At 62.3% G+C, this 11,882-nt stretch carries 13 protein-coding genes and 1 pseudogene; 6 read left to right on the top strand and 8 right to left on the bottom strand.

Features of this window, described 5'->3' with window-relative positions; all coding sequences use genetic code 11:
• Positions 1-56: 56 nt before the first annotated feature.
• Positions 57-1,055 (top strand): aldo/keto reductase, encoded by a 999-nt coding sequence (locus OB905_04360; GenBank protein MCU4925220.1) that lies wholly within the window; start codon positions 57-59, stop codon positions 1,053-1,055.
• On the opposite strand, the gene OB905_04365 is transcribed toward OB905_04360, so the two are convergent.
• From OB905_04365 to OB905_04385, 5 genes are all read right to left on the bottom strand, one after another.
• A complete protein-coding gene (locus OB905_04365) occupies positions 1,056-1,952 on the bottom strand; it encodes an ABC transporter ATP-binding protein (protein MCU4925221.1) in 897 nt (298 codons plus the stop codon). It abuts the gene before it with no gap.
• Entirely contained in the window at positions 1,949-2,905 is a 957-nt protein-coding gene (locus OB905_04370) for an ABC transporter permease (GenBank protein MCU4925222.1), read from the bottom strand. Before OB905_04370 ends, OB905_04365 begins: the two co-directional genes overlap by 4 nt.
• 38 nt (positions 2,906-2,943) lie before the next feature.
• Complete coding sequence (locus OB905_04375; GenBank protein ID MCU4925223.1) at positions 2,944-3,879, bottom strand: hypothetical protein; 936 nt, start codon at positions 3,877-3,879, stop codon at positions 2,944-2,946.
• A 194-nt stretch (positions 3,880-4,073) separates the two neighbouring features.
• Positions 4,074-5,501 carry a heme o synthase gene (locus OB905_04380; GenBank protein ID MCU4925224.1) on the bottom strand — a complete coding sequence of 476 codons (1,428 nt, stop codon included), beginning with the start codon at positions 5,499-5,501 and terminating at the stop codon, positions 4,074-4,076.
• A 78-nt stretch (positions 5,502-5,579) separates the two neighbouring features.
• Positions 5,580-5,918 (bottom strand): hypothetical protein, encoded by a 339-nt coding sequence (locus OB905_04385; GenBank protein MCU4925225.1) that lies wholly within the window; start codon positions 5,916-5,918, stop codon positions 5,580-5,582.
• 98 nt (positions 5,919-6,016) lie between these two features.
• Here OB905_04385 and OB905_04390 point away from each other — a divergent pair, with 98 nt between their 5' ends.
• The 3 genes from OB905_04390 to OB905_04400 all read left to right on the top strand — a co-directional run bounded on the left by OB905_04390 (position 6,017) and on the right by OB905_04400 (position 8,459).
• Positions 6,017-6,964 carry a DUF3267 domain-containing protein gene (locus OB905_04390; protein ID MCU4925226.1) on the top strand — a complete coding sequence of 316 codons (948 nt, stop codon included), beginning with the start codon at positions 6,017-6,019 and terminating at the stop codon, positions 6,962-6,964.
• A 25-nt stretch (positions 6,965-6,989) separates the two neighbouring features.
• A complete protein-coding gene (locus OB905_04395; protein MCU4925227.1) occupies positions 6,990-7,268 on the top strand; it encodes a PadR family transcriptional regulator in 279 nt (92 codons plus the stop codon).
• 144 nt (positions 7,269-7,412) lie between these two features.
• Entirely contained in the window at positions 7,413-8,459 is a 1,047-nt protein-coding gene (locus OB905_04400; GenBank protein ID MCU4925228.1) for a squalene/phytoene synthase family protein, read from the top strand.
• A 39-nt stretch (positions 8,460-8,498) separates the two neighbouring features.
• Here OB905_04400 and OB905_04405 read toward each other — a convergent pair whose 3' ends face one another.
• Positions 8,499-8,936, bottom strand: a complete 438-nt coding sequence (locus tag OB905_04405; protein MCU4925229.1) for a hypothetical protein — start codon at positions 8,934-8,936, stop codon at positions 8,499-8,501.
• 213 nt (positions 8,937-9,149) lie between these two features.
• Between OB905_04405 and OB905_04410 the strand changes: the two are divergent.
• Positions 9,150-9,647, top strand: a pseudogene (locus tag OB905_04410) (hypothetical protein).
• Positions 9,648-9,650: 3 nt separating this feature from the next.
• On the opposite strand, the gene OB905_04415 reads toward OB905_04410, so the two are convergent.
• Positions 9,651-9,902: a hypothetical protein gene (locus OB905_04415; GenBank protein ID MCU4925230.1), complete on the bottom strand. Its 252-nt coding sequence runs from the start codon at positions 9,900-9,902 to the stop codon at positions 9,651-9,653.
• Positions 9,903-9,904: 2 nt separating this feature from the next.
• A complete protein-coding gene (locus OB905_04420) occupies positions 9,905-11,068 on the bottom strand; it encodes a hypothetical protein (GenBank protein ID MCU4925231.1) in 1,164 nt (387 codons plus the stop codon).
• Positions 11,069-11,501: 433 nt separating this feature from the next.
• On the opposite strand from OB905_04420, the gene OB905_04425 reads away from it, so the two are divergent.
• On the top strand, positions 11,502-11,849 hold the full coding sequence (locus OB905_04425; GenBank protein MCU4925232.1) for a DUF5658 family protein: 348 nt from the start codon (positions 11,502-11,504) through the stop codon (positions 11,847-11,849).
• Positions 11,850-11,882 lie beyond the last annotated feature (33 nt).

Consider the following 11,882-nt stretch of genomic DNA (forward strand, 5'->3'; position numbering starts at 1 on the left):
AGATCAGGGCAGAATAGACCCCACCGATTTTCACGCACGGCGTTCAACCACCACCCATGGAGTACACCACGCTCGGAAACACCGGAACGACCGTCTCGCGACTGTGCTTTGGCACCTGGCGCTTTGGGAAAGAGGTCGACGGCGTCGTCGAGACCGAACGAGACGAGGCCCACGAACTGCTCGATGCCTGTCGGGAGCACGGGATCAACTTCATCGACACGGCTAACGTCTACGGCGATCCCGACGGCACGAGCGAGGAGTGGATCGGCGAGTGGCTCGCAGACCACGACCGTGAGGACTACGTTCTCGCCTCCAAGGTCTACTTCCCCTTTAACGGCTGGGGCGATCCCGGACCGAACGATTCGGGGCTGGGGCGAAAGCACATCCGAGCACAGATCGAGGGAACTCTCGACCGGCTCGGTACCGACTACCTCGATCTGTACTACATTCACCGCTGGGACGAGAAGACACCGATCCGGGAGACCATGCAGACGCTAACGGAACTCGTCCGAGAGGGTACAGTCCACTACCTCGGCGCCTCAACGATGGCGGCCTGGCAGCTCACGAAGGCGCTGTGGACCAGCGACGCCGACGGACTCGAACGGTTCGACGTCACACAGCCGATGGTCAACGCCGCCCACTACGACGCGGTCGGCGGCTACCTCGATGTCTGTGCCGACCAGGACCTGGCAGTCTGCCCGTACTCCCCGCTGGCAGGGGGCTTTCTCACCGGGAAGTACGACCGTGGTGACGACGGCGGCGTCGTCGCCCCCGACGGCTCCCGGGGAAGCTTAGACGACGCGTTCGGCGACCACTACGCCACCGAGCGCGCCTGGCGCGTTTTGGAGGCTGTCGAGTCCGTCGCCGACGAGGTCGATGCCACGCCTGCACAGGTCTCCTTGCGGTGGCTGATCGAGCAGGATCGCTTTACCTGCGTGCCGATCGTGGGCGCGCGCAGTCCGGATCAGCTCGCAGAGAACGTCGAGGCCGTCGAAATCGACCTCTCGGACGATCAGTTCGATCGCATCGACGACGCCCGTGCCGAGGAACTGTAGTCACCCGTCAGCGTCGACAAACTCTCGGTACAGATCGCGAATTGTCGGTTCCTCTCGGGAGATTACGTCGGCGTCAGGAAGGGTCGACGCCAACGTCGATTCGACGGCGGGCGATTCCGCGGTGACGCGAACGATCTCTCCGTCGACGGTTGCAGAGCGAACGCCGGGGACGGTCGCGGCGCGGTCGCAGGCGCTGGCTGGCTGTGGCGTCGTCAGCGCCATTTCTGTTTCCAGTTCGGCTCGCTGACACAGCTCCGCGTGCGTTCCGTCCGCCAGAAGTGTCCCCTCCGAGACGAAGCCGATTCGATCTGCGACGCCGTCTAATACGTCGATCTGGTGGGTCGTTACCAGAATTGCCGCACCGCGATCGCGTTCGGCCTCGATAATTCGGCGAGCGATGTCGGCCCCATCGGGATCGAGATTCGCGAACGGCTCATCGAGGATCAGGAGCTCCGGTTCGCCGATGATCGCCATCGCGAGACCGAGGCGCTGTTTCATTCCTTCGGAGTACGCTGTCGCTCGTTTCTCACCGGCGCCCTCGAGCCCGACCAGTGACAGTATACGATCGAGATCGTCGTCAGTTCCAGAGGCGTCACGAACGTACTCCAGATGCTCTCGGCCCGTCAGGTTCACGAACGGCGCGAACTGGTCGGGAAGGTAGCCGACCGGCTGTCTGGCTGCCATCGGATTGCGGTACGGATCATGTTCGAATACGGAGACGGTGCCTTCATCGGCCCGCATGAGTCCCATCCCGATACGGACGGTGGTCGACTTTCCGGCACCGTTCGGTCCCAAGAGACAGTAGAGATCACCTGTCGAGACCGAGAACGAGAGTCCGTTGGCGGCCGGTTCACCACCAAAGAACTTCGTCAGCCCAGAAACCGAGAACACGGTCATTGGATCTCCTCCTTGCGGAAACGAAGGTAGCCCAGTCCGAGTGGGAGAACAGCCCATAGAATCATACCCAGAAGAGCGGCCCCGCTGGTGAGATAAAACGGCGTTGAGTGGAGTACGTCTTCGACTGGGAAGACGTACAAAACCGTGTGCCTAGGTGCAGCGGCTTCAACGGAGGTACTCGCGTGCCACGACGTGTTTGGCGCGCCGATAATTGGATTCGTCACGACGTGATAGAGACTATCGGGAACGAGTCGTTGAAATAAAAGGTACCCACTTGAGGGGTCTGTCTCGGCACGAATCGAGTGCGGTACTTTCGAGCCGGTAAGTTGGTGGTACGCCATCCAACTCAGAACCGCCTCCCAGACGAACACGACGAACAGAAACACGAACGCGAGGAGGTTCGCGACGTGCCCCGAGCGAACAAGTGCCGACAGTCCGACCCCGATCGAAACACAGGAGACGGCGTACCCGGCCGTCACGACGAGAAACGCAACAGTACGTATCGGAGACGGAGTCCCGTACCAGAAGATGCCGGCGGTCAACATAATCGCGACTGGGATCGCCGTCAAGACGAGAACGACGAGCGACCGTCCCAGTACCTTTCCGAGCACGATTTCGAGTCGACTGTGCGGCAGCGATGCCGTCACGATCAAACTCTGGCCCCGTTCATCACTCATCGCCCGATACCCGAGGAAGAACGCCGTCACAAACACGAACGGACCAGTAATGCTCTGCACGGCGGCGAGAGTCGTATTTCCACCTAATGTCTCCAGAAGAAGTGACGTCCGGTGTGCGTGCGACCCGCCGATCCCGTACTGTCGCAACATCACGTACGTCACGAGGAGTCCAATTACAAACAGCAGGAGCGTGATTTTGTACTTGAGCGTCTGCTTGAACTCACGACGAACGATACTGCGTAGCGTATCAGGGCCGATTGTATTTTCTACGTTCATATACTGAAAAATATAGTGTTCCGACTAATAATTTGTGGCTATGGGAAGAGAGAATCGTTCCCAGAGTCGAGCGTGGAGCCACTTCCGTTCTCCTCGCCTCGAAGTTCCAGATACGGCTGAAACGTCTGTCGGAGATCTACACAGTACACTCCGCGAACGTAGTCAATGCAGATTTCACCCATCCTGTTGTCGAACGTGGCCTGCAAGTACGCGTCGAAGTACTCGCCCCGATCAACGATATCGATCTCTGTGCCTTCGTGGCTCACAGCCCAGTTCGTATAGAGTACCGTATCGACTGCGTCGATATCTGTTACTCCGCTACTACCGCCGCGGTACCAGTCCCAGTAGATCCGTCCTCGCCACTCGTAGCCGGTGTAGTCAAACGACGCAGCATACGCGCTGATAGTGTCACTGTAGCTTGTGCTGTATCGATACGAGGGGTGTGAGGTCGTACCTACCCGTGTCTGGTCGTTGGTGGTGCCGGATTCGACGAGTGACGCCTCGATGGATTCGTCGGAGCGGCGGTGAACGTCGCGTTCGTTCCATCCCCACGTTTCGGCTGGGTCGTCATCGATTGCCTCGACTCCTGTCTCGTGGGATTGGAGCACTGTCCCCTGTTCTTGGGCGAGAATGGCGTCCGGCGAAACGTCTGCACCGCGTCGAGGGGCACCGTCTCGGTGTGTGAGTTGGACCTGTTCTCGGGCGACGTATTTCGGGAGGACGGCGTCGAAGAACGCCTCCACTTGCGGCCGCGTCAGCGCGGAAAACACCGCATCCATCTCGTCCGTTTCGCTCCACTCGACGAGTTGTTGCAGCGGGTTCGCATCTGCATCGAAGACGCTCTTGACGAACCGGTCTACCTGCGGGAAACTATGCGGATCGAAGTCGGTGTCGACGCCGTCCGGAGTGCGTTTTCCGCTGGCAGTCCCCGCCAGGATGGCCGAACCGACGGCGATTCCGGCGCTTCGTTTCAACAGCTTCCTTCTCGTAGGGTTATGATTACCCATGGCCGCCCATTGCCAAGAGTTAGTTTAAGAAGTTAAGCGTGAGAATTTATATTAGAGTGTGGTACAAAAGCTATGAGGTTGAAGAGCAGCCTCGGCTGACTGGGAGACGAACCACGAAGAACGCCTATTTTGGTGTGGCTAACTAGCCGTCGGCGTTGTTGTCACAGTACGAGCGCGTCGACGAGGACGGCGACGAGGACGGCGCCGAGGAAGGCGTTCGAGGCGTGGAACGAACGGAAGGCGGCGGCCTCGGTCTGCTCGAAGTGGAGGCGAACGGCAGTCCAGAGGAAGATCCCACCGAAGAGCACGACCGTTGCGGCGTAAAGAACACCGAGATCGGTGATCCACGCCAGCGCGACCGTACCCGCGAAGGTGGCGGCGATGTAGTAGATGATGTGCTTTCGCGTGACCGTCTCGCCGCGGACGACGGGCATCATCGGGAAGCCGCCGCGGGCGTAGTCGTCCCGGTAGGCCAGCGCGAGGTTGTAGAAGTGTGCGGGCGTCCAGAGAAAGATGACGCCGGCGAGCGCGAGCGCCGGGAGCCCAATCTCGTTGGTGACCGCAGCCCAGCCGATCAGTGCGGGGAGTGCACCTGCGGCGCCCCCAATAACGGTGTTTTGGACCGTGTTCGGCTTCAACAGGAGCGTGTAGACGACACTGTAGAAGACGATTGCGATCAGCCCCAGAGCGGCCGCCAGCAGGTTGATTGTGAGGAACGCGGCCATCGAGGCACCTGTCAGAACGAACCCAAAGAGTAACGCGTTCCGGACCGGAACCAGCTGGGTCGCGAGCGGGCGGTCGGCCGTCCGGGACATCCGCTGGTCGATGTCGCGCTCTAAGACGTGGTTGAACGTCCCGGAAGCGCCGATCGCTAACACGCCGCCGCCGAGGGTCGCGACGATAGTCGTCGGGGAGAGGTCGGGTCCGGCAGCCAGAGCCATTCCGGCCGCGGCAACGAGACAGAGCAACCACATCAGCCGCGGCTTCATCAGCTTGAAGTATGCAAACGCGGTGAGCCTGGCCCGGGCCCACCGGCCAGCCGGGAGCTGACTCGAACCCCCGGTATCGGCTGTGGTGTCGGGTTCGATCGGGTCGGGCGCTGGCTCGATCGCATCGTCCTCCCGACCGGTCGCGATTTCTAGGTCCCAGGCGAGACCGAGAACGATCAGCGAGAAGATCAGGACACCGAGCCCTAAGTGAAGGCCGGGGGCGATCGCCGCCGGGCCAAGGGTCGCAGTCGCCGCGCCGACGGCAATCTGCACGACGTAGAGGCTGGCACCGGCGAGCAGGACCGTCCGAACGCGTTTTGAGGTCGGACCGAACAGCGCCGCCACCGCGGTGACGGCGACGAGTGCACCGACGAGGACCGCCGCGAGACGGTGGCCCCAGACGATCGCGAGCTCGGTCTGACTCAACGGATCCGCAGGAACTGTACAGGTCGGCCACGTCGAACAGGCCGATGAGGCGCCGGTCATCGAGGTTGTCGCGCCGACGATCAACAGGAGATAGACGCCGAGTGCGGTCGCTGCCAGTAGCGCGGAGAAGCGCTGTTGCGTGCCGATGGGACGTGGATACGACTCGAGCGTCACGGCAGTTCTTGTCTGAAGGTTCGACCGCGGGTATTTAGGCGTCCCGCTTTCCGCGTTCGGAGTCACTCCCCCGTAGCGTCACATCCCCATATCGGAAGCCGCGCCGGGAATCGGCAGCTCGAAGGGATCGACTCCAAGTAGCTCTCCGACGTGATCAAGTGCCATGTCGAACCCGTAGTACCGCTCCAGCTCGTCGCCATCAACGCCGTCTCGGACTTTGAGCATCGCGTACCCATCGCGGTTCTGGGCGACGACGACGGGAAAGCCGTCGATCGATGCCGGCAGGGTTGCCCCATCGTCCCGACTTGCTGAGGCGGACCGTCGGAACGCAAGCAGTCGTTCCGTTTCAGTTTCGTCGTACACTGCTTGGACCGCATCTGTTCGTTCCATGCGTTCGGCGTCGGCATCGTTGCTCATATCTCGCTGTCGGAAGCGGACGAACGGGAACCTGTCGATTTCGGGACCCGGCAACGCGGATCGACACCGATTTGCCGGCGCTCTGATGACAGGCGTTCGTGACGTCTTCCGAGCCAGCGGCGTGGCGCCGCATCGCGACCCTCCATCGCCCCGCCGCAAGCGGCCCTCGATGGCTCGCGCTCTCGGCGGCGGCGTTCTTCGCGTTCGCGTACGTGTTCGCAGGCGTGCTGGCTGTCCGGCAGGGTCGACCTCTCCAACCGATTATCATCGGTGTTCCCGCGCCAGAAACACTCTCTGTGACGCTGTTCACCCTGGCGGTACTGCTCGTACTGGTCGTCGTCGCTCACGAGGCGATCCACGGACTGTTCGCGACCTGGTACGGTGGGGAGCCGAAGTACGGGGTCGATCTGACGTCGGTTGGGCTCCCCCACGCCTACGCCGCGCTCGCCGGCACCTACACGCGCGATCAGTTGCTCGTGATCCTTCTCGCGCCGTTTCTCGTCCTGACCGGTCTGGGGCTCGTGTTTCTTACGATTGTCCCCACTCTGGTGGTCGCCGTCGTTCTGGCGGCCAACGCTGCGGGCTCGATCGCAGATCTCTGGATGGCCGGTCGGCTCCTCCGGTATCCTTCGAGCGTCCGAATCGGCGAGCCACCGGTGTGCGTCGAGACCGACAACCGTTACGCCGACGAAGTATCAAACGGCGATACGACAGACGGCGTGGCGATCTACGGACTCGCGTCCAGCGAGGAGACTGGCCACCCCAGCTCAGAACTACTCTCGTCGCTGGTCGTCGGCTCCGTCGGTACCTTCGCGATCCTCGTGATGGGGCTGCTCTCGCTGGTGTTGCTCTCGCTCGCAGTCGGCAGTGGAAGCGTTACGATTGGCCTTGGTGATCGGCTGACGCTACTCAGACATGACTTCGTTCCCGAGGAGGGGATCGCCCTGCTTCGCGTCGACGCCGCCGCAATTGTCGCGATATCCGCATTGGGCGGCGCCTGCTGGGCGGTCGTGGCGCATACGAGGCAATCCAAACCGAAAGGATAGAGAGCCAGAACCGTCGAGAGAGACCATGACGAAGTGGCTCCAGAGCGGACGCCGACGCGACATCTGCATCCTGCTCGCGAGCGCCGGTGAGCGACGCGGACAGGAGCTCAAATCGGCACTTGAATCGCACTACGACGAGCGACTCGACCCGTCTTCCTTTTACGGATCGCTCTCGGCGCTAGTCGAGGCCGGGTTCGTCGAGAAACGGACCGAGGGGCTGTACGACGTCTACACGCTGACCGAGGCGGGAGAGCGACGGCTCGCCGCACACTACGACTGGCTGCAGTCTTGCCTGGACGAGTAGAGACGGTACCACATAGCGACGGCCGGATCCTCGTGACTCGAGTGACGCACGGTAGGCAGTGTGGTACGTGTTCGAAGCGGTCACGGATAGTGACGCACGGACCGCGGTGTTTTTCCGGGAAGCGGACGAATAGGGGCTACGTCAATGACAACGGGCCAGCGCGAACGCACCATCGACGCCGACCTGGAGTGGTGTTCCGAGGCAGTACACGGCGTCTCGCGGACGTTTTCCATAACAATCGATCGGCTCGAAGAGCCGATGGCGACGCAGATTTCCCTGGGGTACCTCTTGTGTAGAATTGCAGATACGATCGAGGACGCAGGGCACATTCCACCGGAGCGACAGACCGAGGTGCTCGAAACGTACGACCGCCTGCTGGACCCGGACGATCCGACCGATGTCGAGGCGTTCATGGCCGACGTGGGGCCCTGGATCCCCGAGGATCCAAGCCCCGACTGGGAGGTTGTCGAGCAGACGCCCCGAGCCGTCCGGGCGTTCGAATCGATCGACGACGAACCGCGCGAGATCATGCGCGATCCCGTCCGAGAACTCGTCGGCGGAATGGTGATGTTCACCAGTCGGTACGCCGAGGAAGGGGGCCTACGATTACAGACGCTCGAAGAACTCGAGGAGTACTGCTGGTACGCCGCCGGCACCGTCGGCACCCTCATCACCGGACTCGTCGCCCGCGGGGCCTCCGAAGAGCGCGCCGAAGAGATGCGCGACAACGCCCGATCGTTCGCGCTGCTATTACAACTCGTCAACATCGCGAAAGACGTCGAGTCGGACTACCACGAGGAGAACAACGTCTACCTCCCCGCCGAGTGGCTCGCCGAAGAGGACGTTCCGCTCGAAGCGATCACCGAGGAGCCAAATCACGGCGGCGTCACGAACGTAATCCGCCGGGTAACCGACCGTGCCGAGACGTATCTCGACGACGCACACCGGTATCTGGAGGTGCTACCCGAGCACCACGGCAATCGTCTCTCCGCGTGGGCGATTCCCTATCTGCTCGCGGTCGGCACGATGCGTGAACTCCGCGAGCGACCCGAGGACGTGATCCGCGAGGGTGACGTCAAAGTTTCTCGCGCCGAGGTGTACGAACTACTCCGAGCGTTCGAACGCGGCGTGACACGGTCGGGTGTCGACGACCTGCGCCGTGAAATTTCGGAGAAACCGCTCCATCAGTAGCTGACCCGGCCTCGGACGGCGCCGTTTTTCAACCCAGCGTCACTCTACAGGCGAAATCTCGCTCTCGAGTTCGCCGTCCGGTGTGACGACGACGGTTACCGCGGCAGTGTCTGGCCCCCAGCCGCTTCCCGCCAGTCGGTCGACGATCTCCTCGTTTTCGAGTACCAGCACGTCGTCGCCCGTCTCCGCGCGAATTGCGTACGCTCTGGCGTGCTTGATCCAGGGACCAGCGATCGACATCTCGTCACCGTCCTCGCCCGCAGCCTCCAACTCGACCGTCTGCTCGTAGCCGTCGTCGAGATTGCGCCCCGCCGTTATCACGACCTCGACAGCCTCTTGGGAATCGTTTCTGGCAACGAGCGGATCGAACCGCAGATCGTTGCGTCGCACGTATTGCTCCCTCGCGTAGGCTCCGGTTCCGAGAGCGAGGAGACCACCGAGAGCGCCACCGAGGAGCGTTCGTCGACTGTACCGCATCAGTCAATCGTTCTCTGCATTCGACAAAACTGTATCGGGTATTCTCGCCGACTCTCGTTGACGTGTGGACTGTCGGACGTTCGTTCCGCCCGAGAACCGAGGATAATCTTCAAGAGCGATGGGTGAGAGGTGGGAACTGATCTGGTGATCGGAGTGGCAGACGAATCAGCCGTCGGGGAGACGGACGTCGACACACGGCGACTCGCCGAGCGCGAGCGCCGCGCCCTCGAGTCCGCGGGTGTCGAGCCGAACACCGTCTCCCGCGGCGAGCGTTCCTACCGGATGCTCCTCGACGACGGCGTCGAGCCCGGGATCGCCAACGCCCTTCGCCGTCGGTTTTCCCTCCCGTGGTCGTTTGAAACAGTGGGCGACCTCGACCGTCGCTCCGCTGAGGTTCGCGGTCTCGGAGCAGCCGAGCGGGAGTGGGTCGCCGCGAGCACCGACGAGGAGTGGCAGGCGTTCGAAACCGATCGCCACTACCACGCCGACGAGGGCGACGAGTCATCTGAGAGTCGACCGTGGCCGAAGCCGACGCCCGTCCACCGTGTCGCCGGCGTCGGCCCTGACGACGCCACAGCGCTGGCCGACGCAGGTGTCACCTCCGCAGAGCGCCTGGCAACGATCGATGCCGGCGCGGTAGCCTCGGCACTGGGGCTGAACGTGCTACACGTCCGAACCTGGCGGTACAATGCCCGCGAGTTGCTCGAGTGAGAATCAGGCGATCTCGCGTGGCCGGCCCCACGTCGACGTGAGCGAGACGTAGAGGCCGACACCGAACAGCAACAGTGCGTAAAACGCCCACCCGGGCCAGCCAGTCGACAGGAACAGCAGCGCCAAGAGTAACACCCAGAGTCCCAGAATAGCCGCGTCGAGTAGTAGTCTGGCGAGAACGACGACCGTCGTTCGCAGTCTGCTCTGTCCGCGCGTGTCTCCCGTTTGTGTCGTGTCTGTGGTGGAATTGGCCATCGTTAGAAGTGATATCCCTGCGTTTCGAGGAGGTGGTAGGCACTGACGCCCCAGACGTAGCTCTGTCCGGGCCACCAGGTGCGTGCGTTGTTCACGCCAGCGATGAGCACGCCGTCGGAATCTTCCGGATCAGGGTGATAGCTGACAGAGCCGCTGTCGCCATCTATCAGGTCCATCTCACCGCCCCAGCGAATCTGCCCGCGTCGGCAGAACTCGTCGGTGAAACACGTGATCGCGTCGATTCCCTGGATCGCTCCGCTCGTGTGGCCGGTCATCGAACCCACCTTCTCTAAGTACTCGTCGCGCGCGATGAGATCTGCGAGTCCCCAGCGAGTGTACTGACCGTTGACGCGGACCGGCGGACTCTGGTCGATGATCGATCCGGGTTCGACCTCGCCGTTTGGCTCTACGGCCACGATATCCTCGGCTGGGTAGGCGTTTCTGACCGTTCCCAGTTCGATTGAACTGCCGTGCTCGACCGGAAGCGAGAGCGGCTTTCCGCGGACGTTGTCGCTCCCCTCTGCGTAATAGGCGTGTTCAGCCGTGGAGAAAAACGGCCCGTCGCCGTCGCGATGGTGGAGCGCCGGACCAAGCGTTGCCGTGCTGTCGTCCGTCTCGACGGAAACGCCAGCGGGAGCGCCGTCGGAAAGCTCACTCGCCAGTCGCGGCTCGACCTCGCCCGGATTCCGACCGTCTTCGAGTTCGGTGATCTGCTCGACGTCGATCGTGACGTCTGTGATCATGTCTGCGATATCCGACAGGGTGCCCGTGCTGACCGATACTCCGACGGAGACCGACGCGGTTCCCTCGTCGTAAGAGCTCGGAACGACGGTGCTTCCGAGGTAGCCGGTAACCCGCAGCCGCGAGAGCCAGTCGTTTAGTCGGATTGCCGATTCGACGGCGGCGTACCAGTCAGCCGGTACCGTTCGCGTCCGTTCAGTGAGCGACCACGGATCGTCGTGGTCCTCACGAACCAGCGCGGTGACGACCGGAACCTCGCCATCGTCGGCCGTCAGAAAGTGGTCAACGTCGAGGAACTGAGCCATTCCGAGCGCGTAGCCGCCGCTGGCGAGCGTACGGAGGAACTCCCGTCGGTCCATCCCGGTATCGACGCGCTCGCGAAGCGTTGCTAGTGACTGGGTGCGTGTCGATTCGTCAGTTGCCATTCCTGTCGTCGGCCGTCTCGTCGTGTCTTCGATCGTCAGTGTACCCGCCGGCAGACTGCAGTCGCCGACCCCGGTCGTGAGTGCCCGAATCTCCGATAACGATCCCAGTATCCGCCCAGTGAGTCGATAGCAATTCTGCCTGCAAGTGCCGTCAACGGACCCCTTCGAGTCGCCAGACAGCGTTTTCAATCTGTGTAGCGCTCCGATTGCAGTGGCCTCGGTGCTGTGACGGCCCGAACCGTTCGAGCCGTGTCGTTCGACTAACACGCGGAGAGACGGTCAGAGACGGACGATAGGCGGCCCCTATGAGACGGTATGATTCGATTACTCACCCCTATCCTTCGCATAACAATGTCGGGGTTGCTGGTAGCGTGGCGTGCGGTCTCATACGCTCCTTGGGATACGAAGCCGGTTCGACTCCGGTTGGGAGTCTATGCGTTTCGACGCTGCCGCTATGCCAGTCGACGCGACGGAACTGTCGGCCGTCGATCTCGAACGCCAACTCTGGGTCGTGGTCGCTCTCGCACTCCTTGGAGACGTCATCACGACGTTCGTTGGCCTCCATCTCGGGCTCGGCGAGTCAAATCCCATCACCAGAAGTGCAATCGAGGCATACGGACTGATCGGAATGCTGGGTCTGAAGGCGGTCGCAATAGGCATTGGAGTGGCCTGCCGTCCGGCGTTGAGCCAGGCGTACCGACCGATTATCCCGGCCGGGCTGGCACTCCCGTGGGTCGTCGCTGTCGGCGTGAATCTGTACATGATCTCGACGGTCGTCTAACCGCCGTCGGCGACGAGCGGACGGTGCGCCGGT

It is taken from the genome of Halobacteria archaeon AArc-dxtr1 (assembly GCA_025517425.1).
Classification (GTDB): Archaea; Halobacteriota; Halobacteria; order Halobacteriales; family Natrialbaceae; genus Halostagnicola.